Genomic DNA, 22,576 nt, shown 5'->3' with positions numbered 1-22,576 from the left:
TATTCCTGGTGACGATGCGAATGCGCGGCGTGCGTCAAAACCACGCACGCGGCTCGAGCGGCTTGTTTTCATACAGGTACAGCCAGCCCTTCACGATACGGTACAGCATCCAAATACTGACTGCCGCCAACACGACGAAACCGATGCCGACGAATACGAGCGGCACACCGATCGCGTAGCCGACCAAGCCCGTCCAAAACGAGCGAATGAGCCAGGTGATATGCGTCTCGTACGGCGTGCCCACCGCGTCGTCCCGTTTCAGATAGGCGAGGATGATCGCGACGACGATCGAGATGCCGCCCGTGAACCAGTGCAGCGCGAAGAGCCCATAAAGGATGTGAGTGAGCGTACGCAAATCCCGCCCCGCCTCGGGGGTCGGGTAAAGGACGGGGCTTCCCGGTCGGTCTTCCATCGGCACTCTCCTTGGCTTGCGTGCAATACTCGCGCGCGGCGACGTTTTCAGCCGCCGTTTTCCTCGCGCTCGCGACGCTTGCGCATCGCCTTTTCCTCGATGCCCGACAGCCCTTCGCGCCGTTCGAGTTCGCCGATCACGTCGGCGGGGCTCAGATCGTAGTGCGACAGCATGACGAGGCAGTGAAACCACAGATCGGCCACTTCGCCGACGAGCGCGGACGGCGCGCCGCCTTGCCGCACGTCCTTCGCCGCGAGGACCACTTCCGTCGCCTCTTCGCCGATCTTTTTCAAAATCGCGTCGTCGCCCTTATGAAAAAGGCGCGAGACGTACGAAACCTCGGGATCGCCGCCTTTGCGGCCGTCGATTACGGCGGCCAAGCGCAGCAGCGTGTCTTGCGTCGTTACGGCCGTCGTTTGCGTGGTTTGGCTGGATTGCGTCATCGGTAGATCTGCTCAGGGTCTTTCAACACGGGCTCGACGGCAACCCAGTCGCCCTCGTCCACCGTGCCTTCGAATTTCTGGAAAAAACAGGAGTGGCGCCCGGTATGGCAGGCGATACCCGACACTTGCTCGATCTTGAGCAGGACGACGTCCTCGTCGCAGTCGAGCCGCACTTCGCGCACATGCTGCACGTGGCCGGACTCCTCGCCCTTGAACCACAAGCGCTGGCGCGAGCGCGAAAAATACACGGCGCGGCCCGTCTCGATCGTCTTGGCCAACGCCTCGCGATTCATCCAGGCGAACATCAGCACGTCGCCCGTGGTCGCTTCCTGCGCGATGACGGGCACAAGCCCATTCGCGTCCCACTGAACCTTGTCGAGCCAGGGTTGTTCCGCCGGAGCGTTCATGTTCATTGCCTTACCGAGATGCCGCGCTCGGCCATGAAGCGCTTGGCTTCGCCGACCGTATGCTCGCCGTAGTGGAAAATGCTCGCGGCCAATACGGCATCGGCGTGGCCTTCGACAATGCCGTCGGCCAGGTCCTTGAGCGAACCGACGCCGCCGGAGGCGATCACGGGCACGGGAACGGCATCGGACACCGCGCGCGTGAGCGCGAGATCGAACCCGCTTTTCGTGCCGTCGCGATCCATACTCGTCAGCAAGATTTCGCCCGCGCCGTACTCGGCCATCTGCTTGGCCCACTGCACCGCATCGAGCCCGGTCGCCTTACGTCCGCCGTGCGTGAACACTTCCCAGCGCGCCGGCTCGCCCTCGGCGGAGACGCGCTTGGCGTCGATCGCGACGACGATGCACTGCGAGCCGTAGCGCTGCGAGGCTTCGCGCACGAGTTCGGGCCGCGCGACGGCCGACGAGTTCATGCTGACCTTATCCGCGCCCGCATTGAGCAGCCGCCGCACGTCTTCGGGGGCGCGTACGCCGCCGCCCACCGTCAACGGAATGAACACTTGCGCGGCAACCGCCTCGATGATCGGCAAAATCAGGTCGCGCTGGTCGGAGGTGGCCGTGATATCGAGAAACGTCAGTTCGTCGGCACCTTGCTCGTCGTAGCGGCGTGCGATCTCGACGGGATCGCCCGCATCGCGCAACTCCACGAAGTTGACGCCTTTGACGACGCGCCCGGCGGTCACGTCCAGACAGGGGATGATGCGTTTAGCTAGAGCCATGATGGTGCAAATGCCGCTAAGTGAGCTGTCTGCTTGCTACGCAGCCAGCATAATGCCGTGGCAGGCGCCCTCGGCCGTCTGGCCGGCGGCGCCGGAGCGGCCGAGCGCGAGACTTAAGGCTTAGGCGTCGTCCGATTCGCGAAGGGCATCGGCGCGCGTTTGCGCCGCAGCGAAATCGAGATCGCCCGAGTAGATCGCACGACCGCAGATGACCCCCTCGATGCCTTCGCCTTCCACCTCGCAAAGCGCATCGATATCGGCCAAATTGGACAGACCGCCGCTCGCGATCACGGGAATCTTCACCGCGCGAGCCAGGCGCACGGTCGCCTCGATATTGATGCCCTGCAACATGCCGTCGCGGCCGATGTCGGTGTAGATGATCGACTCGCAGCCATAGTCCTCGAACTTTTGGGCCAAATCGACGACTTCGTGGCCCGTCAGCTTGCTCCAGCCATCCGTCGCCACCTTGCCGTCCTTCGCATCGAGTCCGACGATGATATGGCCGCCGAACGCCGTACAGGCATCTTGCAAGAAGCCCGGGTTCTTCACCGCGGCGGTGCCGATGATGACGTAGGACAGGCCGTCGTCCAGGTAGCGTTCGATCGTTTCCAGATCGCGGATACCGCCGCCGAGCTGCACGGGGATTTCGTTGCCGACTTCCTCGATGATGGCGCGGATCGCGTCTTCGTTCCTCGGCTTACCGGCGAACGCCCCGTTCAAGTCGACGAGGTGCAGCCGACGCGCGCCGCGTTCGACCCAATGCCGGGCCATTGCCGCGGGGTCCTCGGAAAATATCGTCGCCTGGTCCATATCGCCTTGTTTAAGGCGCACACACTGACCGTCCTTGAGGTCGATGGCGGGAATCAGCAGCATAGCAATCGCGTGAAGTCTGGGAGGTTGAATGTCGGCGGCAGCCGGCGCCGGGCGCATTATTGCCCCCGACGTCGAAAAGCCGTGTCGCTTAGTTTAGTACAAGTCTTTCGGGGCTCCGCCCGTATGCCGCCCGGATAGGACAATGGCACGCAGGCGGCCGCATCGCGTTCATGGGTTCCAGTCGACGAAATTGCGGTAGACGCGCAGCCCGGTATCGGCGCTCTTTTCAGGGTGAAACTGAGTCGCGAAGATGTTTTCGCGCGCAACGGCCGACGTGAACGTCGTGCCGTAGTCGGTCTCGCCCACCGTGTCCTCGCGCCGCTCCGGCACGACGTAGTAGCTATGGACGAAGTAGAAGAACGCACCGTCGGGCACGCCGGCCCACAGCGGGTGAGCGCGCGTTTGGCGCACGCGATTCCAGCCCATCTGCGGCACTTTGAAACGCGAGCCGTCGTCTTGCAACTGGCCTTCCAGCGCAAAACGCATCACCTTGCCCGGCAGCAAGCCGAGCCCCGGCGTCGAGCCTTCTTCGCTCCAGTCGAACAGCATTTGCTCGCCGACGCACACGCCCATGAGCGGCTTCGTCCGCGATGCTTCGAGTACGGCGTCCTGCAAGCCGGATTCGCCGAGACAGCGCATGCAGTCGGGCATCGCCCCTTGACCGGGCAGCACGATGCGCTCGGCCGCGGCAATACCTTCCGGACGATCGACGATCGCCACGTCCGTTTCGGGTGCGGCCTTCTTCAGCGCTTGGTACACCGAGCGCAAGTTGCCCATCCCGTAATCCACAATCGCTATCTTTTTCATCGCAAGCAGCGCCTTTCAGCGCAAGTTAGGCAGCAATGCCTTCAATCCGTCGACGATGAACTCCACCGCCAGCGCCGACAACATCAAACCCATGAGACGCGTACCGATGTTGATCCCCGTCTGGCCGACCCAGCGGGCAATCGGATCGGCCAAGCTCAGCGCGCCGAAACAAATGACCGCGATCGCCGCGCCGATCGCCACGAGCCCGATCCGGTCGTACCAGTGCAACGCGCTCGCCGAATAGACGATGACCGTGCTGATCGTGCCGGGGCCCGTTAGCAGCGGAATCGCGAGCGGCACCACCGCGATGCTGTTCTTCGATTCGGCCTCGTCGCGCTCCTCGGCGGTCGCGCGCGTGTTGCCGATCTGGGCATTCAGCATGTTCACGGCCATCAGCAGCATGATGATGCCGCCGCCGACCTCGAGCGAACCGACCGAAATCCCGAAAAAGCTGATGATCTGCTGGCCGAGCAACGTCGTGATCGCGATCACGCAAAACACCGAAATCGATGCAATGCGGATCGTGCGCCGCCGCTCCCCCTCGGAGTGCTCCGATGTGAGGCTCAAGAAGAACGGCACGGCGCCGACGGGATTGATCAGCGCCAGCAGTGAAATAAACGATTTGAGAAGATCCATCGCAAGCCGGCGCCGCGTCTTTTAGGCGCGGCAACCGGTCCGTCGGTGAAGGGCCTGCGTTAGAGACTGCCTTTCGTCGACGGAATCTGCCCCGCCGCGCGCTCGTCGAGCTCCACGGCCATGCGCAACGCACGGCCGAATGCCTTGAACACCGTTTCCAGCTGATGGTGCGCGTTCAGACCGCGCAAATTATCGATGTGCAGCGTCACGCCCGCGTGATTCACGAAGCCGCGGAAAAACTCGATCGACAAGTCCACGTCGAACGTGCCGATCCGCGCCCGTGTGAACGGCACGTGGAATTCGAGCCCGGGGCGCCCCGAGAAATCGACGACGACGCGCGAGAGCGCCTCGTCGAGCGGGACGTAAGCGTGGCCGTAGCGGCGAATGCCTTTCTTGTCCCCGATCGCCTTGGCCACCGCCATCCCGAGCGTGATGCCGGTATCTTCGACGGTATGGTGGTCGTCGATGTGCAAATCGCCATGCGCCTCGATATCGAGGTCGATCAGCCCATGACGGGCGATCTGATCGAGCATGTGGTCGAGAAACGGCACGCCCGTGGCCAGCTTTTGCCGGCCGGTGCCGTCCAGATCGATCTTGACACGGATCTTCGTTTCGCTGGTATCGCGAAACACTTCCGCTACGCGCATGGAAAACCTCTAAGTAACTTTTATTTCAGCGCCTGCTCGAGCGCCGCGAGCATTTGCGCGTTCTCGTTCGGCGCGCCGACCGTCAAACGCAGACAATTGGCCAGCAATGGGTGCATTTTACCCACGTTTTTGACCAAAACCTTCGCCTTCAGTAGCGCGGCGAACGCCGCGTCCGAATCCGGCACGCGCACGAGCAGGAAATTGGCCGCACTCGGAAACACCGACGTGCCCGGCAAGGCGGCCAGGCTCGACGCCAATTTAGCGCGTTCGGCCCGCAATTCGGCGGCCTGCCCTTCCAGCACGTCGACATGATCGAGCATGAATTCGGCTGCCGCCTGCGTGAGGACGTTAGTGTTGTACGGCGGGCGAACCTTGTCGAACTCCTTGAGCCACGCGGGCGCGCCGACGAGGTAGCCGAGCCGGATCCCGGCCAGGCCGAGCTTCGAGACCGTACGCATGACGACGACGTTCTCGTATTGGAGCACGCGCCCGATCCAGCTCTTTTGAGCGAAGGGCTGATAGGCCTCGTCGATCACGACGAGACTGCCCTTCGCCTGCTCGATCACCCGTTCGATGTCTGCGTCCGGATACAGCGTGCCCGTAGGGTTGTTCGGGTAGGCAAGGTAAATGATCGCCGGCTTGTGCTCGGCAATGGCGGCGAGCATCGCCTCGATATCGAGTGTCAGATCGGCGCGATGCGGCACGCCGACGAATTCGAGCTGCGCGAACTTCGCCGACATTTGATACATGACGAAGCCCGGCACGGGCGCGAGCAGCTTGGCGCCCGGCTTCGCGCAAGCCACGGCGATCATGCTGATGAGCTCGTCCGAACCGTTGCCGAGCAGCACGTCCGCGCCGGCCGGCACGCCCATGATCGCCTTCAGCTTGTCGATGAGCACAGCCGGGCGCGGCTCGGGGTAGCGATTGAGCGCAACCCCGGCGAGGACCTCGCCCAACTGCGCCGCCAGCGGCTCGGGCAGCGGGTACGGGTTCTCCATCGCGTCCAGCTTCACGAAGCCCGTCGCGTCGGCAACCGCATAGGTCGTCATCGACAGGACGTCGGAACGAATGATGTCTTCCGGTTTCGTCGTCATGATCAGCCGCCTTGTTTCATCCGGTATTCGGCACTGCGCGCATGCGCCGGCAGGCCTTCGCCGTACGCGAGCTCGGCCGCGATCTCGCCGAGCGTTTGCGCGCCCTCGGCACTCACTTCGATCACGCTCGAACGCTTGAAGAAGTCGTAGACGCCGAGCGGCGACGAAAAGCGTGCCGTCCGCGACGTCGGCAACACGTGATTGGGCCCGGCGCAGTAGTCGCCGAGGCTCTCGCTCGTATAGCGCCCCAAGAAGATCGCGCCCGCATGACGAATTTCCTTCGCCCAGTGATGCGGGTCGAGCGCCGAAATCTCCAAGTGCTCGGGCGCGATCTGGTTCGCGATCGCGCAGGCTTCGGCCATGTCGCGCACCTTGACGAGCGCGCCGCGATCCACGAGCGAGCGCTCGATCACGTCGCGTCGCGGCATCGTCGGCAACAGCTCGTTGATCGCATCGTGCACACGCGCGATGAACGCCTCGTCCGGACACAGCAGAATCGATTGGGCCAGCTCGTCGTGCTCGGCCTGCGAGAACAGATCCATCGCAACCCAACGCGGGTCGGTCGTACCGTCGCAGAGCACGAGAATTTCCGAGGGGCCGGCGATCATGTCGATGCCGACCGTCCCGAATACGCGCCGCTTAGCTGCCGCCACGTAGGCATTGCCCGGGCCGCAGATCTTATCGACGGCCGGCAGCGTTTGCGTGCCGTACGCGAGCGCACCGACCGCCTGCGCGCCGCCGATCGTGAAAACGCGATCGACGCCGCCCAGCAAGGCCGCGGCGAGCACGAGCGGATTGCGCACGCCGTCGGGCGTCGGCACGACCATCACGATCTCGCGCACGCCGGCTACCCGCGCCGGAATGGCGTTCATGAGCACCGACGACGGATACGCCGCCTTGCCGCCCGGCACATAGATGCCGGCGCGATCGAGCGGCGTCACCTTTTGGCCGAGCACGGTGCCGTCGGATTCCGTGTACTGCCAGCTATGGCTGCCGCATTCGATCTTTTGCTTCTCGTGATAGGCGCGCACGCGCGCCGCCGCGGCTTCGAGCGCCGCACGGCGCTTCGGCTCGAGCCCATCTAGCGCGGCCTCGAGCTCGCTCGCCGGCAACTCGAGCGACGCGACGCTCTGTGCCGACACGCGATCGAAGCGGTTCGTGTATTCGAGGACGGCCGCATCGCCGCGCGCTTTCACGTCGGCCAGGATCTGCGCGACCGAGCGTTCGATCGCTTCGTCCTCGCTCGCCTCGAAGGCGAGCACGGCAGCGAGCTTAGCCGCGAAACCCTCGGCGCTCGAATCGAGTTTGCGAATCGTCAGTGACATGCTGGTATCCGTTTCGGTAATGCGCCTCTCGGGCCGAACGCGCGCTGCGCGCGGTGAGCCCGGAGCGCGTCAGGCGCTAGCTTGCGCGCGCCGCGACGCCTGCCCGAATGCATCGAGCAAAGGCGCCAGCGCCGCGCGTTTCAATTTCAGCGCCGCCTGGTTCACGACGAGGCGCGAGGAAATCTGCATGATTTCCTCCACCTCCACAAGATCGTTCGCGCGCAGCGTGCCGCCCGAGCTGACCAAGTCGACGATCGCATCGGCCAAGCCGACGAGCGGCGCGAGCTCCATCGAGCCGTACAGCTTGATCAAGTCGACGTGCACGCCCTTGGCCGCGAAATGCTCGCGCGCGGTCTGCACGTACTTCGTCGCGACGCGCAAACGCGCGCCTTGCCGGACCGCGTTGGCGTAGTCGAAGCCCGACTTCACGGCCACCGACATCCGGCAGCGCGCGATATCCAAATCGATCGGCTGATACAAGCCCGAGCCGCCGTGCTCGAGCAGCACGTCCTTGCCCGCCACGCCGAAATCGGCCGCACCGTATTCGACGTAGGTGGGCACGTCGGTCGCTCGCACGATGATGACGCGCAAGTTCGGCGCGCTCGTCGGAAGGATCAGCTTGCGCGACGTTTCCGGATCTTCGGTCACGTGCACGCCGGCCGCCGCCAAGAGCGGCATCGTCTCTTCGAAGATCCGGCCCTTGGACAGCGCAAGCGTCAGAGGCGTGGTGTCGAGCGTACTCATGCGTGATTCTCCGATGCGGGCGCGGGCCGGTCCGACACGCGACGCACGCGCGCGCCGATCGCCGTCAGCTTAGCTTCCATGCGGTCGTAACCGCGATCCAAGTGATAGATGCGATCGACGAGCGTTTCGCCTTCGGCCGTCAGCCCGGCGATGACGAGGCTCGCCGACGCGCGCAGATCGGTCGCCATCACCGTCGCACCCGACAAGCGCGGCACGCCCGTCACGAGCGCCGTGTTGCCGTCGATCGTGATACTGGCGCCGAGCCGATTCAATTCCTGCACGTGCATGAAACGGTTTTCGAAAATCGTTTCGACGACTTGCGACGTGCCCTCGGCGATTGCGTTCAATGCCATGAACTGCGCCTGCATATCGGTCGGGAACGCGGGGTACTCGGACGTCCTAAACGAAACGGCTTTCGGCCGCTGCGCCATCCGCACGCGAATCCAATCGTCGCCTTCCTCGATCGTCACGCCGGCCTCGCGCAGCTTCATGGTCACGGCTTCGAGGGTGATCGGACGCACGCGGCGCAGCGTGACGTCGCCGCCCGCCGCCGCCACCGCACACAAGAACGTGCCGGCTTCGATGCGATCGGGGATCACCGAATGATGCGCGCCATGCAGCGTCTGAACGCCTTGGATCACAAGGCGATCGGTGCCGATGCCTTCGATTTTGGCACCCATGTTGACGAGCAATTGCGCGAGATCGCCCACCTCGGGCTCGCGCGCCGCGTTCTCGAGCACCGTCTCGCCGTCGGCCAGTACGGCCGCCATCAGCAAGTTCTCGGTGCCGGTGACGGTGATCATATCCGTCATGATGCGCGCGCCCTTGAGGCGCTTCGCGCGCGCTTCGATATAGCCGTGCTCGATGCTGATCTCGGCGCCCATCGCCTGCAAGCCCTTGATGTGCTGATCGACCGGACGTGCGCCGATCGCGCAGCCGCCCGGCAACGACACCTTCGCATGCCCGAAACGCGCAACGAGCGGGCCCAGCACGAGAATCGACGCGCGCATCGTCTTCACGAGCTCGTACGGCGCCACGGGATTGTCGACGCCCGCGGCATCGAGCGTGAGCCCGCCCGCGCTACGCGTCTCGCGCACGCCCATCTGAGCGAGCAACTTGAGCGTGGTGCGCACGTCCTGCAAGTCGGGCACGTTCTCGAGATGCAGCGGATCGGCCGTCAAGAGGCTGGCGCAAAGAATCGGCAGTGCCGCGTTCTTCGCCCCTGAAATGCCGACTTCGCCGGCGAGCGGCCGGCCGCCTTCGATCACGAGCTTGTCCATACTGATTTGCCCCGTTCGGGCCTCCGTTGCGGCGCCGCTTCCGGCGTCGCGTGAATCTTGTGTAATGCGCACTCTCAGGTATCTCTCGTTATCCGTTCTGCCATTCCGCGGGCGTGAGCGTCTTCATGCTCAGCGCGTGGATTTCCTGCCGCATGCGCTCGCCGAGCGCCGCATAAACGAGTTGGTGTCGCGCGATCAAGCGCTTGCCCTCGAAGGCATCGGAGACGATCGTCGCAAAGAAATGCTGTCCGTCGCCTTCCACCTCGAGATGCCGGCAGGCGAGGCCCGCTTCGATGTATTGCTTGACTTGATCTGGGGTCGGCAACATGGTGCTCGCTCCTTTTCGATTCAATAACGCAGCTTGTAGCCGGACGCGAGCAAACGCATCGCGATCGCGGCGATCAGTGCGAAAAATGCGCCGACGATGGCCAGGCTCGCAAGCGGGTCGATATCGGACAAGCCGAAAAAGCCGTAGCGAAAGCCATCGATCATGTAAAAAAACGGGTTCAGCCGGGACACCTGGCGCCAGATCGTCGGCAGCGTATGCGTCGAATAGAACACGCCCGAGAGGAACGTGAGCGGCATGATCAAAAAGTTCTGAAACGCCGCGAGCTGATCGAACTTCTCGGCCAAGATGCCCGCGATGAGACCCAGCGTGCCGAGAATCGCCGAACCGAGCACCGCGAAGGCGACGATATAAAGAGGCGCCGCGAACTTCACCGGGATGAACCAAATCGTGACGACGAAGACGCCGAGCCCGACCGCCAGCCCGCGCACGACCGAGGCGAGCACGTAGGCGCCGAACATCTCCCAATACGTCAGCGGCGGCAGCAAAACGAACACGAGGTTGCCCGTGATCTTCGATTGGATCAGCGACGACGAGCTATTCGCGAACGAGTTCTGCAATACGCTCATCATCACGAGACCGGGAATCAAAAAGCTCGTGTACTCCACGCCGGGATAGACCTCGACGTGTCCGCGCAGCGCATGGCCGAAGATCGTCAGGTACAGCAGCGCCGTGATGACGGGCGCCAGCACCGTTTGGAACGACACCTTCCAAAAGCGCAGAATTTCTTTATAGAACAGCGTGCGGAAGCCACTCATGCCAGGCCCTCGACGAGTTCGGGCGTGTTCATCAATTGAACGAAGACGTCTTCGAGATCGGCCTTGCGCACGTCGATCTCCTCGAACGTGCAGCCGGCCGCCCGGCATTGCGCAAGAATCGGCTCGACGTCGTCGTAGCTCGATAGGCGCAGCAAATGCTGGCGCGCACCGGGTTCGGCCGGCTCGATCTCGAGCCCCCGCAACGGCGTGGGCAACACGCCCTCGGCGAAACGCACGGCCAATTGCATGCCGGCGAAGCGTTGCAGCAACGCGCTCGTACGGTCCAGCGCCACCACCTCGCCTCGCCGCAGCATCGCAATGCGGTCGCAAAGCGACTCGGCTTCTTCGAGATAGTGCGTCGTCAACACGATCGTATGGCCTTCGCGATTGAGCCGCGAAATGAACTTCCACAAGGTTTGCCGCAATTCGACATCGACGCCGGCCGTCGGCTCGTCGAGCACGATCACGGGCGGGCGATGGACCAGCGCCTGCGCGACCAGCACTCGCCGCTTCATCCCGCCCGAAAGCGCGCGCATATTCGCATCGGCCTTCTCGGTCAGATCGAGGTTGGCCATCACTTCGTCGATCCAATCGTCGTTGCGATGCAGCCCGTAATAGCCCGATTGAATGCGCAGCGTTTCGCGTACCGAGAAGAACGGATCGAATACGAGTTCTTGCGGCACGACGCCGAGGGCACGCCTCGCCTGCCGGAAGTCGGCGACGACGTCATGCCCCCGCACGAGGACGCTGCCCTCATCGGCGCGAGCGAGTCCCGCGAGGATGCTGATGAGGGTCGTCTTGCCCGCGCCGTTCGGGCCGAGCAGGCCGAAAAACTCGCCTTCCTCGACCGTCAAGCTGACGCCCTTGAGCGCTTGCAGCGCTTTATAGCGCTTCTTGACGTTGCGGATTTCTATCGCTGACATGGGTGTGCGCGGCCTTTATAGGCGGCGCGCCTTTGTTTAGACGTGATTCGTGCCCGGCTCGCGGCACGGACGGGTTCGCGGCCGGCGCCCACGCCGACGGCGCGACGCAATGCCGATCGGCTGCCCGAAAAACGGTTGATTATAGGCTAAGTCCGGGTCGCCCATCGGGCGCCGCCGGCGCAGGCGCCGCCGCCCGATCAGAGCGCCGAGGAGGCGTGGGCGGCGGACGGATGGTGTGGCGAGGCGAACAAGGTATCGATGCCGTAGACCTGCGCGAGACTCGCGAGTCCGCTCGGGACGTTGAGGACGTCGAGCGCCTTGCCCTTCGCCTGCGCGGCGCGGTGCCAAGCCAGCAGCACCGCAAGCGCCGACGAGTCGAATTGGGTCAATTGGGCGCAATCGACGGCCGTCGCGCCGGCCTCGATTCGGGCCAGGCCGGCCGCGAGCGCGCTTTTGGCGCTCGCGTGCGTGAGCGTTGCGCCCGTGGCGAAGCGGCCCGTATCGGCGCTCATGACGGTTGCTTGCCCGCGGCGAGTTGCTCGTTGCGCTGCGTCAGGAATTGCAGCAGACCGTCGACGCCGCCCTGATTGATCTTCTCGGCGAATTGTTGCTGATACGCCTGGATCAGCCATGCGCCCGCAACGTTCAGGTCATAGACGCGCCAACCCTGCTGCGTCTTGTACAGGCGGTAGTCGAGTTCCACGGGCTGGCCGTTGTTCATGACGGTCGAGCGCACGACGACGTCGGTCGAGCCCGGGTCCGCGCGGAACGGCTTGAACTGCACGGTTTGGTCACGCACTTGCGACAACGCGCCCGAATACGTACGAATCAGCAGCATCTTGAATTGCTCGACCATTTGGTCTTGCTGCTGGGGCGAAGCTTGGCGCCATGCGCGGCCCATCGCCAGTTGCGTCGTACGACGGAAATCCGTGTACGGCAAGATCTTTTGGTTGACGATCTGCGTGATCTTGTTGATGTCGCCGCTCTTGATGCTCGCATCGGACTTGATCTGGTCGAGCACCTGGCCCGTGACCGTTTTGATCATGCCATCGGGCGAATTGGTGTCGACCGTTTGAGCAAAGCCACCGCTGCTGAACGCCAGCAACGTGGAAAACAAAGCAAACCAGAGAAATTTTTTCATTGTCGATCCTTGAGTGTCGAGGAACCGGAGTTCGGGGCTCACCATGCCATGCAAGTTCGAGGCCGGTCCAACATCGGGCGGCAACATTCGTTTCGAATCGTTACCGCCCGCCCCCCCCCACGCTGCTTAGCGCGGCAAATGAATCCCCGGCAGCCCGTTGTGCGGAGGCGGCACGTACTGCTGGCCCGGCACCGTTTGTCCGTCGCCGCTCGTATCGCTTGCACCGCTCGCGGGCGCTGCGGGCGCGGACGCCGCCTCGGCGCCCGATGCGCCGGCCGGTTGCGCGGAACCGTCGTCGTACTTAGGCAGCGAGTCGTCGTAATTCGGCACGCTGTCCGCACCGTCGCCGCCCGTGATCAGGAACTGGCGACGCTGCAAATACGCATTTCGTATGAACGAATACTTATCGATCGCCGCCGCCGAGAGCACGTCGACCGTCGTCAACAAGTTGGCACGCGTATTGACGAGATTGACGCCGTACAGCGCCCAGCTCACGCCGTTCGGATGGACATAGCTAAGCGGGTTGCCGTAGTAATCGACGACCAGACCCGCCGCATCGCGCACCGTGCTCGGTCCGAGGAGCGGCAGCACGAGGTACGGGCCCGAGGGCACGCCGTAATGGCCGAGCGTTATGCCGAAGTCGGCCGAGTGCTTGGGCAGCTTGGCCGCCGTCGCGACGTCGAACAGGCCGCCCACGCCGAATACGGTGTTGATGACGACGCGCATGATGTCGCCCACGCCGTCGGCAATCTTCAGCTCGACCAACTCGTTCGCGGCGACATAGACATCGCCGATATTCGAGAAGAAATTCGTGACGCTCGAGCGCACCGGCTGCGGCACCGCCCATTTATAGCCCTTGGCGACGGGCTTGAGCGCGTAGGTGTCGACCGTATCGTTGAATTTGAAGACGGTCCGGTTCAACCCCTCGAGCGGATCGCCCGGTGTCGGCGTTTGGACGGACGCGCAGCCGGCCAATGCCGCGACGGTCAAAGCAAGCGTCACGTTCTTCGCGCGCGTGGTTTGCATTATTGTTCTCCGTTAGCTCACACTATCTGTGATTCGATCGATCGGTCCGCTTCAATTACCCGCCGCTCGCAGCCGGCGCGCTGGCGGCCGCCGGCGCACTCGTCGCGGCCGGGGTGCTCGGCGCGGGTGCGGAAGCAGGCGCGGCTTTCGCGCCGCCCGCGTCGGCGGCTTTGCTGTAAAGGAATTGGCTAATCAGGTTTTCAAGCACGATGGCCGATTGGGTCATCGAAATGGTATCGCCGGCCTTCAGCATCTCGGAGTCGCCGCCCGGCTCGAGCCCGATGTATTGCTCGCCGAGCAGTCCCGAGGTCAAGATCTTCGCCGACGTATCCTTCGGAAACGGATACTGCTTGTCGATATCGATCGTGACCGTGGCCTGGTAGGTGTTCGTATCGAAGCCGATCGAGCTCACGCGGCCGACGACGACCCCTGCGCTTTTCACGGGGGCGCGCACTTTCAGGCCGCCGATGTTGTCGAACTTGAGCTTGACGGGATAGGTCGCCTCGAACGACAGCGAGCTCATGTTGCCGACCTTGAGCGCCAGAAAGAACACGGCGACCAAGCCCAGCAGCACGAACAAGCCGACCCAAAAGTCGAGAACAGTCTTTTTCATCGTCATTCCAACAAAGAGAAATTGGCTTAAGCGGCAAATGACGCGGCGCGTCAGCTAAACATCAACGCCGTCAGTAGGAAATCGAGCCCGAGCACGCCAAGCGACGCATAGACGACCGTGCGCGTCGTCGCGAGCGACACCCCTTCGGGCGTCGCCTTGGCTTCGTAGCCTTGGAACAGGGCGATAAACGTCACTGCGAAGCCGAACACGATACTTTTGATGACGCCGTTGCCGACATCGCGCCAGACGTCGACACCGCCTTGCATCTGCGACCAGAACGCACCGGAATCGACGCCGATCAGCAATACGCCGACGACGTAGCCCCCGAGGACCCCCACCGCACTGAAAATCGCCGCGAGCACGGGCATCGAGATGATCCCGGCCCACATGCGCGGCGCGAGCACGGTCGCCACGGGATCGACGGCCATCATTTCGAGGGCGGTCAACTGCTCCCCCGCTTTCATCAAACCGATTTCGGCCGTGAGCGACGTACCGGCGCGGCCGGCGAACAGCAATGCCGTCACGACCGGCCCCAACTCGCGCACGAGCGACAGCGCGACGAGCAGCCCGAGCGCCTGCTCGGAGCCGTAGCGGTTCAACGTGTAGTAGCCCTGCAAGCCGAGCACGAAGCCGACGAACAAGCCCGACACCGCGATGATGATGAACGAGTAGTTGCCGACGAAGAAAATTTGCTTGATGACGAGCCCAGGCCGCCGCACTAGCCGCAGCCCTTCGAGCACGATACGCAGGAACAGCCGCGCCGCGTAGCCGATACGCACGATGCGGCCGATCACCCAATTTCCGAGTGCGCTGATCATGCCCGCTCCCCCAAGCCGAAATCCGCCGCGAGCGTCGCTTGCGTCGGGTAGTGGAAACGGAAAGGCCCGTCGGGCGCGCCGTCGATGAACTGGCGCACGGTCGGATCCACCGATTCGCGCAATTGCGCGGGCGTACCGTGGGCCAGGACCGTCCCGTTCGCGAGGAAGTAGACGTAATCGGCGATCGCGAACGATTCGGGCACATCGTGCGTCACGAGGATCGAGGTGGCGCCGAGCGCTTGGTTCAGCGTCCGAATCAAGTTGGCCGTAATGCCGAGCGAAATCGGGTCGAGCCCCGCGAACGGCTCGTCGTACATCATCAATTCGGGATCGAGCGCGATGGCGCGTGCCAACGCCACGCGCCGCGCCATACCGCCCGAAATCTGCGACGGCGCGAGGTCGCGCGCGCCGCGCAGCCCCACGGCGTTCAATTTCATCAAAACGAGGTCGCGAATCAGGGCCTCGGGCAAATCGGTATGCTCGCGCAGCGCAAAGGCGACGTTCTCGAACACCGACATATCGGTGAATAGCGCCCCGAATTGGAACAGCATCCCCATCTTGCGGCGCAGCGCGTACAGGCCCTCGCGCGTTTGCTTGCCGACGTCGCGCCCTTGGAACAGCACTTCGCCGCGGCGCGCCCGCTCGAGACCGCCGATCAGGCGCAGCACCGTCGTCTTGCCGCCGCCGGAGCCGCCCATGACGGCCACGACCTGGCCGCGCCCGAAGCGCATGTTCAGGTTCGAGAGAACGAGACGGTCTTCGTCGTAGCCGAAGTCGACGTTGCGAAGTTCGAGAATAGGCTCTGAGGATGAAGGCGGCACGAAGCGGACTTTCCTATTACGCGGAAGGCGAATTATAGGGCCTCAGCGATTACCCTGTGTTGACACGACCATTGCCGTCTCCGCAACGGTGCGTTGCCGGTAAGGCTCGCTCCCGCTTGCCGCCTACGAATGTCCTATTGTGTGAACGCCTGTTGTAATTGCGCGACGGCCTGCTCGGGATCCGCCGCCGCCGTGATCGCGCTCACGAGCGCGACGCTGCCCACGCCGGTCTCTAGCACGGCGGACAGGCGCGACGCGTCGATTCCGCCGATCGCGACGAGCGGAATGTGCGAGCCGAGCAGCCGAACGTAACGCTCGAGCCGCGCGAGCCCTTGGGGCGCGGTAGCCACCGTTTTGGTCCCCGTCGGAAAAACCGCGCCGAACGCCAGATAGCTCGGCCGGTAATGCAGCGCCCGCAGCATCTCGTAGTAACCGTGCGTCGACAGGCCCAGGCGCAGGCCCGCCTGCGCTATCGCATCCAGATCGGCGGTGTCGAGGTCTTCCTGCCCCAAATGCACGCCGTACGCACCGGCGCGGGCGGCCTCGCGCCAGTAGTCGTTGATGAATACACGCGCGTCATGACGGCGGCCGGCGGCCACGGCTTGCGCGATTTGCATCTCGAGTTGCTCGGGCGTCGCGTCCTTCATGCGCAGTTGCACCGTCTTCACACCGAGCGCCAGCAACCGCTCGACCCATTGTGCGCTGGGTACGACGGGATAAAGGCCAAGCCGCAGCGGACAGGCTGGGAACGGCTGCCTGGGCGCCGGCGGCAAGCCCGCAATGCGGGCAAAGCGCGATAAGTCGACGGGCCAAGCGTCGTCGCTTCGCCGCTCGTCGCCGTCGCGCCAAGCCAATGCGAGGACGAGCGCGTCGTGCGGCTCGAAACCGCAGTCGAGAAACGCCGCGAACGCTGCGAGCCAGTCTTCGGCAAGCGTGCCTTCGAGCGCAAAGCGCTCGCCGCTTCGCATCGTCAATGCCGCCCCGTCCGCGCCGGCCTCGACGATCGCCGCCCCGCGTTCGCGCCACGCGATCGCATCGTCGCGCGGCACCTCGCGGCCGATCACGACGATCAAGTCGTTCGGGCCGACGGCTTCGGGAGCGGCGAGGCAAATGCGCCATGCGCGCGCCGCGCTCGGCCAGTCGCCAAGCCGCGCGCGAATCCGCTCGGCCGCCTCGATCAACTCGTCGGCGGGCGGCCAGAACCAGCCGCGATCCGTTAGCTTCAGCGTTTCCATACGCGACTCCCTACGGCGCGAATCGCCGGCGCGAGCGGCATGAGCGCACAGCCGCTCCCGATCGCCGCGCGCGCCGAGTTCATGCCTTGTCCTGATGCCAGAACGGCATGCCGACCACCGGCGTGCTCGCCTGCGCGCTGTCGCGTTCGGCCATCGGCCCGGCCACGTACGCATCGCGGCCGGCTTCGACGGCCATCGCGAAAGCACGCGCCATCACAGGGGGATGCGTCGCCTGCGAAACCGCGGTGTTCAGCAGTACCCCGTCGAATCCCCACTCCATGACCTGACAGGCGTGAGACGGCACGCCGAGCCCCGCATCGACGATCAGCGGCACGTCGGGCAGGCGCTCGCGCAGCACGCGCAAGCCATAGGGGTTCACCACGCCTTTGCCCGTGCCGATCGGCGCGCCCCACGGCATCAACGCCTCGCAGCCGGCATCGAGCAGTCTGCGCCCGATGACGAGATCCTCGGTGCAATACGGCAGGACCTTGAAACCGTCCTTCACGAGCCGCTCGGCGGCCTCGGTAAGGCCGATCGGATCGGGCTGCAACGTATAGTCGTCGCCGATCAGCTCGAGCTTGATCCAATCCGTTTCGAAGATTTCGCGGGCCATGTGCGCCGTCGTCACCGCTTCGGCTACGCTCTGGCAGCCTGCCGTATTAGGCAGCAGCGGCACGCCTCGCGCCTTGAGCAAATCGAAGAAACCCGCTTCGGCCGTCTGCGCATTCATCTGCCGGCGCAGCGCGACGGTCACCATCCCGGGGCGGGCGGCATCGATCGAGTCGGCCAGCGACTGCAACGAGGGATAGCGCGACGTACCGAGCAGCACGCGGCTCGCGAAAGTGGCGCCGTACAGCGTGAGCGCGTCGGCGGCGCGGGAGACGGGTTCGGAAGCGGAGTTCATCGGGTGTCCTGAAAGGCTCGGAGGCGAAATGACTCGAAGGGCTCGGGGGCGTCGAGCGGCTTGCATCGCCGAAGCGTCGGTTCGAAGCGTTCGCGCGATAGGGCGAGCAAGACGAGCGCCCGCCGGCCCGAGATAGCGGCAGCGCTCAACCGCCTGCCACGGGTTGGACGACGTCGATCTTGTCGCCCGCTTGCAAGGCGCGCGCCGCGTGTTGACCGCGCGCGACGAACTCGCCGTTCACCGCGACGGCGAACGGCGGGCGCGCGCCGAACAGCGACAAGGCGTCGGCGAGCGTCGAGCGCTCGGGCAGCGACAGCGGTACTTGGTTCACTTGTATATCCATGATCAGCAATACGATTAGCGAGTCGGAGATCGTTTCTTCACGCGCCGACGACCGGTGCATGAGGCGCGTGCGGCTCGGGGCAATGGAGCATCGGCCCCCACCGGGAGGCATCGCGCAGGGCGCCGAAAGCGTCGATATCCGCCACCTGCCCCGTGAGCAGTGCGCAAGCGAGGTCCGCGGCGCAGCGCGAAACTTCGGGCGCAATCATATAACCATGACGGTACAACCCATTCACGGTTAGCGTTTGCGCGCCGTCCCACGAAATGGAGGGGCGATGGTCGGGCAGCGTCGGACGGCACTGCGTGCCCAGCTCGAGGATCCGCGCTTCGCCGAACCCGGGATGAACGGCAAACGCGGCACTCAGCAATTCGAGCGCCGAACGCACGCTGACGGGGGACATATCCTCGCCCTCGATTTCCGTCGCGCCCACGACATACACGTCGTCCTCTTTCGGCGCCAAATAGATCGGATAGCGCGGATGAAGCAGCCGCACGGGACGCGTAAGCCCGATGCCGGGCGCCTTCACGCGCGCCACCTCGCCGCGAATGCCGCGCAGCGAAGGCAGGACCGGTTTGGCGCCAAGTCCGCGGCAGTCGATCGTCACACGGGCGCGCGGACGCGCATCGTCGGCGACGGCGGTCATCCAATGCGTCGCCACGCCCCGCTCGGCAAGGCCGGCCGCAAGCGCCCGCAACACTTGGCGGTTGTCGAGTTGCCCCTCGCGCGGCATCAGCCAACCGGTCGCGAAGCGTCCGGCCAGCGCCGGCTCGGCGGCCGAGAGCGCCGCGCCGTCGATACGTTCGAGGCCGCCATCGGCCAGCAGCGCGGCTGGGGCGTTGGCGCGCACGCGCCGCTCGAACAGCGAGGCCTCCGCGCGATCGCCATGGTGCCAAACGACGAGCGTGCCGTTGCGTTGGAAGAAAACGGGTTTGGGCAGTTGGGCAATGATCTGAGGCCACGCTTCGAGCGAAGCGGCGCCCAACTCGACGATGAGCGGTTCGGCGACGGCCGCTTCGGCGAGCGGAGCGAGCATGGCAGCCGCAACCCAGGCCGCGGAAGACGAGCCGGCCGCGTCACCGCGCTCGTAGAGCGCCACGCTGTGGCCCGCGCCGGCGAGTTGCCAAGCGACGAGCCGGCCGCATAGGCCGCCGCCGAGCACGGCGAAATCGGGCAACGTGCCCGCCGAAACGACTGAAGATTGAGCGATCATCGGATCATCCTTTGCGTACGGCGCAAAACGCGCGTACATCAGGACGAAACCGGCCGGTGGGGCCGGCCGGGCGCAGCGCTCACGCAAAGCGGACGCGGCCCGGCGGGGATGGACGGCCGGCAAGCGGCGTCCCACGCAAAGCGTTCCCGAAACTTCCCGCGCCGGTATTATCCGGATCGGGTGCGAAGGGTCTCTCTCAGCCTCGCGCACGTACGGCAAACCTGCCGCACTCACCACCTGAAACGCGCAAAGCACCCCTGTTTCGTCGTGGGCAATTAGACCATAAAAGCCTAAGCCCCAGCAAACCGGACACAGTGACGCAGCCGCATGAACGCTCCCTTTTTTTCACGGCTTCGGCCGCGCGGTAAAGATCGCCTCGGCGCGCTCTGGCACAATGGCCGGCGCGGCATGCGAAGCCGCCCCGGCATACGGTCTGCTCGTTTGCGCGCAGGCCGATGCCGGCTGCGCCCGTTAAGTCTCGTTTAAGAGGCCGGCGCAACAATCCGCGGCGATACGCCCCGCGTGGCATTGCAAGAGGCAAAGCGAGCGCCGTGAAGCCGCGCAACTGATTCGGAAACACCGTTCGGAATACATATGACTGCGTCCCTCACTCCCGTCCCCGAGCGTGAAGATTCGTCCGCAACCCCGGTGTCCGCCACGGCCTGGGGACTCATCAAGCCGTACTGGGTATCGGAGGATTGGAAAGCGGCCTGGGGCCTGCTGCTGTCGATCGTCGCGATCAATCTGATCATCGTCGGGATCAACGTCTGGTTCAACCAGTGGTCGGCGACATTCAACAACGCGCTCGTATCCAAGGACGTCCCGCAGTTCTGGCGTCAGATCATTTTGTTCACGGTTGTGGCCTTCGTATTCGTCTCGCTGGCCGTCTACCGCGTCTATCTACGGCAGATGCTCGAGTTTCGCTGGCGCCAGTGGCTGACGAACCGGTTCTTGCGCGAGTGGCTCGGCGAACGCGCCTTTTATCGCATCGAACGCGACCGGCTGGCCGACAACCCCGACCAACGGATTACCGACGATCTGCAATCGTTCGCCTCGAACACGCTCGCACTCTCGCTCGGCATCCTATCGACGGTCGTCACGCTGTTCTCGTTCATCCTGATCCTATGGCGCATCGCCGGTCCCCTGACGCTCCACCTTGGCGGATCGACCTGGAACATTCCGGGCTACATGGTCTGGGCGGCGGCGATCTACGCGATCGGCGGCTCGTACCTGATTCACAAGGTGGGCCACCCGCTCGTTTCGATCACCTACCAGCAACAGCGCGTCGAGGCCGATTTCCGTTTCGGGCTGATCCGCCTGCGCGAAAATGCCGAGCAGATCGCACTGTACGACGGTATGCGGACCGAAGAAGGCAATGCGCTCGGCGTCTTCGCGCGGATTCGCGATAACTGGTGGCGCGTGATGAAGTACACCCGCCGCCTGAATTTCGCATCGATCTTTTACGGCCAGGCGGCGATCATCTTTCCGACGCTCGTGGCCTCTCCGCGCTATTTCGCCGGCGCCTTCACGTTCGGCGTATTGATGCAGATCGCCGATGCGTTCGGCACCGTCAGCGGCTCATTCTCCTGGTTCATCAACAATTACTCGTCGCTCGTCGAATGGCGCGCTACGGTCAACCGTCTGCGCGAATTCAGCCGCGTAATCCACAGCACGCATCTGCGCGAATCGGTATCGCCGGCCACCGAGCACGGCGGCCTCAACTTACATTACGTCGATGCGGAAACGCTGACGACGCGCGGCTTGCGCTTGGCGCTACCCAACGGTACCCCCCTCGCCTCGATCCCCGACATCACCGTCAAACCGGGATCGCGCTGGCTCATACGCGGCGCGTCGGGCGCGGGCAAGAGCACGCTGCTGCGCGCGTTCGCCGGCTTGTGGCCGTTCGGCGACGGCGCGATCGATGCGCCCGTCGGCGCCCGCACGATGTTCGTCCCTCAGCAAAGCTATCTGCCGATCGGCACGCTCAAGGCGGCCCTCACTTACCCATCGCCGGCCGATACGTTTACCGACGAAGCCTGTGCGGACGCGTTGCGCGCATGCCGGCTCGAGGGCTACGTCCAGCGTCTGGCCGAATCGGCGCATTGGACGCGCGTGCTCTCGCCGGGCGAGCAACAGCGATTGGCCGCCGCGCGCGTGCTGCTGCACAAGCCCGACCTGCTATTCCTCGACGAAGCGACGAGCGCCCTCGATCCGGGCAACGAATCGCACATCTATCGGTTGCTGGCCGATCGTCTGCCGAACACGGCGCTCGTGAGCGTCGCTCACCGCGAATCGGTGGCCGCGATGCACGAGCATGTGCTCGACATCTCGCGAGCGGACGAGCGCGCAGCCGCCTAGGGAACACGCCATCCGGGCCGCGCGGCTCGAGAGTGCCATGCACCGCAATGGAAAGACCGTGCCGCGCTTCAGGCCGGCGGCACGGCCGCGCAGGCAAGCGAGCGATAGCGCGCGCCGTGCCGAGCGAGCGTGCTCGAGTAGAGCGTGAGCGTGTCGAAACGGGGAGTGGCCTCGAGCATGGCGCCGCCGACGACGCTTTCGCGCGCCGGCCGGACCGAGCGCGCGAAACGGGCAAGCGTGATGTGAGGACGAAAAGGGCGATGGGTGTCGACCGGCAAACCGAGCCCGGCGAGGAGTTCGCGTACGCGCGCCTCGAAGCCGGCCAACCCGTTCTCGGCGCCGAACGGCACGACGACGAGCCGCGGATGCGCGGCGTTAGGCCAATACTCGCTCGGTTCGGCACGCTGTCGCGGCAGCGGCGCCACGACCGAACTTAAGTCGCGGGCGAGCGCTGCGCCCTGTTTCGGCGCGACGCTGCCGAGAAACGCCAACGTCATATGGAGCTGATCGAGCGGCACACGCCGCGCGCCTGCGCCGATCGGCAACGCGGCCAGCGCATCGCGCGTGGCCGCATCGGGCACGAGCGCGATGAAGCAGCGATGCCAATCGTCATCGACGGCCTCGCGCTCCATCATA

27 protein-coding genes and 1 riboswitch are annotated in these 22,576 nt (G+C 64.6%); of the genes, 1 reads left to right on the top strand and 26 read right to left on the bottom strand.

Annotated features, from left to right (window positions below; translation table 11 throughout):
• Positions 1-34 precede the first annotated feature (34 nt).
• From AB1286_RS14020 to AB1286_RS13900, 25 genes are all read right to left on the bottom strand, one after another.
• On the bottom strand, positions 35-412 hold the full coding sequence (locus AB1286_RS14020; protein WP_430363835.1) for a DUF4870 family protein: 378 nt from the start codon (positions 410-412) through the stop codon (positions 35-37).
• Positions 413-459: 47 nt separating this feature from the next.
• Positions 460-855, bottom strand: a complete 396-nt coding sequence (locus AB1286_RS14015; RefSeq protein WP_430363834.1) for a phosphoribosyl-ATP diphosphatase — start codon at positions 853-855, stop codon at positions 460-462.
• Entirely contained in the window at positions 852-1,262 is a 411-nt protein-coding gene (gene hisI / locus AB1286_RS14010) for a phosphoribosyl-AMP cyclohydrolase (RefSeq protein ID WP_430363833.1), read from the bottom strand. Before hisI ends, AB1286_RS14015 begins: the two co-directional genes overlap by 4 nt.
• 2 nt (positions 1,263-1,264) lie before the next feature.
• Positions 1,265-2,038, bottom strand: a complete 774-nt coding sequence (hisF, locus tag AB1286_RS14005; RefSeq protein ID WP_430363832.1) for an imidazole glycerol phosphate synthase subunit HisF — start codon at positions 2,036-2,038, stop codon at positions 1,265-1,267.
• A 120-nt stretch (positions 2,039-2,158) separates the two neighbouring features.
• Positions 2,159-2,911: a 1-(5-phosphoribosyl)-5-[(5-phosphoribosylamino)methylideneamino]imidazole-4-carboxamide isomerase gene (gene hisA, locus AB1286_RS14000; RefSeq protein ID WP_430363831.1), complete on the bottom strand. Its 753-nt coding sequence runs from the start codon at positions 2,909-2,911 to the stop codon at positions 2,159-2,161.
• 168 nt (positions 2,912-3,079) lie between these two features.
• The gene (gene hisH / locus AB1286_RS13995) at positions 3,080-3,718 is read right to left on the bottom strand and encodes an imidazole glycerol phosphate synthase subunit HisH (protein ID WP_430363830.1); all 639 of its coding nucleotides are present in this window, start codon (positions 3,716-3,718) and stop codon (positions 3,080-3,082) included.
• 15 nt (positions 3,719-3,733) lie between these two features.
• Entirely contained in the window at positions 3,734-4,354 is a 621-nt protein-coding gene (locus AB1286_RS13990) for a MarC family protein (protein ID WP_430363829.1), read from the bottom strand.
• Positions 4,355-4,413: 59 nt separating this feature from the next.
• The gene (gene hisB, locus AB1286_RS13985) at positions 4,414-5,001 is read right to left on the bottom strand and encodes an imidazoleglycerol-phosphate dehydratase HisB (RefSeq protein WP_430363828.1); all 588 of its coding nucleotides are present in this window, start codon (positions 4,999-5,001) and stop codon (positions 4,414-4,416) included.
• 20 nt (positions 5,002-5,021) lie between these two features.
• Positions 5,022-6,095, bottom strand: coding sequence for a histidinol-phosphate transaminase (gene hisC / locus AB1286_RS13980; RefSeq protein WP_430363827.1), 1,074 nt, complete (start codon positions 6,093-6,095; stop codon positions 5,022-5,024).
• Between the two features lie 2 nt (positions 6,096-6,097).
• Positions 6,098-7,420 carry a histidinol dehydrogenase gene (hisD, locus tag AB1286_RS13975; RefSeq protein ID WP_430363825.1) on the bottom strand — a complete coding sequence of 441 codons (1,323 nt, stop codon included), beginning with the start codon at positions 7,418-7,420 and terminating at the stop codon, positions 6,098-6,100.
• A 69-nt stretch (positions 7,421-7,489) separates the two neighbouring features.
• Positions 7,490-8,164, bottom strand: coding sequence for an ATP phosphoribosyltransferase (gene hisG / locus AB1286_RS13970; protein WP_102645167.1), 675 nt, complete (start codon positions 8,162-8,164; stop codon positions 7,490-7,492).
• Positions 8,161-9,444 (bottom strand): UDP-N-acetylglucosamine 1-carboxyvinyltransferase, encoded by a 1,284-nt coding sequence (gene murA, locus AB1286_RS13965; RefSeq protein ID WP_430363824.1) that lies wholly within the window; start codon positions 9,442-9,444, stop codon positions 8,161-8,163. Before murA ends, hisG begins: the two co-directional genes overlap by 4 nt.
• 88 nt (positions 9,445-9,532) lie before the next feature.
• Complete coding sequence (locus AB1286_RS13960; RefSeq protein WP_430363823.1) at positions 9,533-9,772, bottom strand: BolA family protein; 240 nt, start codon at positions 9,770-9,772, stop codon at positions 9,533-9,535.
• 20 nt (positions 9,773-9,792) lie between these two features.
• Entirely contained in the window at positions 9,793-10,548 is a 756-nt protein-coding gene (locus AB1286_RS13955; protein ID WP_430363822.1) for an ABC transporter permease, read from the bottom strand.
• Positions 10,545-11,471: an ABC transporter ATP-binding protein gene (locus AB1286_RS13950; protein ID WP_430363821.1), complete on the bottom strand. Its 927-nt coding sequence runs from the start codon at positions 11,469-11,471 to the stop codon at positions 10,545-10,547. The genes AB1286_RS13955 and AB1286_RS13950 overlap by 4 nt, the downstream gene beginning before the upstream one ends.
• Positions 11,472-11,668: 197 nt before the next feature.
• Positions 11,669-11,983 (bottom strand): STAS domain-containing protein, encoded by a 315-nt coding sequence (locus tag AB1286_RS13945; protein ID WP_430363820.1) that lies wholly within the window; start codon positions 11,981-11,983, stop codon positions 11,669-11,671.
• Complete coding sequence (locus AB1286_RS13940) at positions 11,980-12,612, bottom strand: MlaC/ttg2D family ABC transporter substrate-binding protein (protein WP_430363819.1); 633 nt, start codon at positions 12,610-12,612, stop codon at positions 11,980-11,982. The genes AB1286_RS13945 and AB1286_RS13940 overlap by 4 nt, the downstream gene beginning before the upstream one ends.
• Positions 12,613-12,738: 126 nt before the next feature.
• Complete coding sequence (locus tag AB1286_RS13935) at positions 12,739-13,638, bottom strand: MlaA family lipoprotein (RefSeq protein ID WP_430363818.1); 900 nt, start codon at positions 13,636-13,638, stop codon at positions 12,739-12,741.
• Between the two features lie 55 nt (positions 13,639-13,693).
• The gene (mlaD, locus tag AB1286_RS13930) at positions 13,694-14,257 is read right to left on the bottom strand and encodes an outer membrane lipid asymmetry maintenance protein MlaD (RefSeq protein WP_430363817.1); all 564 of its coding nucleotides are present in this window, start codon (positions 14,255-14,257) and stop codon (positions 13,694-13,696) included.
• A 44-nt stretch (positions 14,258-14,301) separates the two neighbouring features.
• A complete protein-coding gene (gene mlaE / locus AB1286_RS13925; RefSeq protein WP_430363816.1) occupies positions 14,302-15,069 on the bottom strand; it encodes a lipid asymmetry maintenance ABC transporter permease subunit MlaE in 768 nt (255 codons plus the stop codon).
• Positions 15,066-15,890 (bottom strand): ABC transporter ATP-binding protein, encoded by an 825-nt coding sequence (locus tag AB1286_RS13920; RefSeq protein ID WP_430363815.1) that lies wholly within the window; start codon positions 15,888-15,890, stop codon positions 15,066-15,068. Before AB1286_RS13920 ends, mlaE begins: the two co-directional genes overlap by 4 nt.
• 134 nt (positions 15,891-16,024) lie before the next feature.
• Complete coding sequence (gene thiE, locus AB1286_RS13915) at positions 16,025-17,125, bottom strand: thiamine phosphate synthase (protein ID WP_430363814.1); 1,101 nt, start codon at positions 17,123-17,125, stop codon at positions 16,025-16,027.
• 79 nt (positions 17,126-17,204) lie between these two features.
• Complete coding sequence (locus AB1286_RS13910) at positions 17,205-18,029, bottom strand: thiazole synthase (protein WP_430363813.1); 825 nt, start codon at positions 18,027-18,029, stop codon at positions 17,205-17,207.
• Between the two features lie 145 nt (positions 18,030-18,174).
• A complete protein-coding gene (thiS, locus tag AB1286_RS13905) occupies positions 18,175-18,372 on the bottom strand; it encodes a sulfur carrier protein ThiS (protein WP_430363812.1) in 198 nt (65 codons plus the stop codon).
• 37 nt (positions 18,373-18,409) lie between these two features.
• The gene (locus tag AB1286_RS13900; RefSeq protein ID WP_430363811.1) at positions 18,410-19,582 is read right to left on the bottom strand and encodes an FAD-dependent oxidoreductase; all 1,173 of its coding nucleotides are present in this window, start codon (positions 19,580-19,582) and stop codon (positions 18,410-18,412) included.
• Between the two features lie 136 nt (positions 19,583-19,718).
• Positions 19,719-19,851: riboswitch (TPP riboswitch) on the bottom strand.
• Between the two features lie 325 nt (positions 19,852-20,176).
• Here AB1286_RS13900 and AB1286_RS13895 point away from each other — a divergent pair.
• A complete protein-coding gene (locus AB1286_RS13895; RefSeq protein ID WP_430363810.1) occupies positions 20,177-21,940 on the top strand; it encodes an ABC transporter ATP-binding protein/permease in 1,764 nt (587 codons plus the stop codon).
• Positions 21,941-22,008: 68 nt separating this feature from the next.
• Here AB1286_RS13895 and thpR read toward each other — a convergent pair whose 3' ends face one another.
• On the bottom strand, positions 22,009-22,575 hold the full coding sequence (gene thpR / locus AB1286_RS13890) for an RNA 2',3'-cyclic phosphodiesterase (protein ID WP_430363809.1): 567 nt from the start codon (positions 22,573-22,575) through the stop codon (positions 22,009-22,011).
• Position 22,576 lies beyond the last annotated feature (1 nt).

The organism is Trinickia sp. NRRL B-1857 (genome assembly GCF_050470685.1).
Taxonomy (GTDB): domain Bacteria; phylum Pseudomonadota; class Gammaproteobacteria; order Burkholderiales; family Burkholderiaceae; genus Trinickia.
Note: the sequence above shows the minus strand (reverse complement) of the source record. Positions and strands in the feature narration are given on the sequence as shown.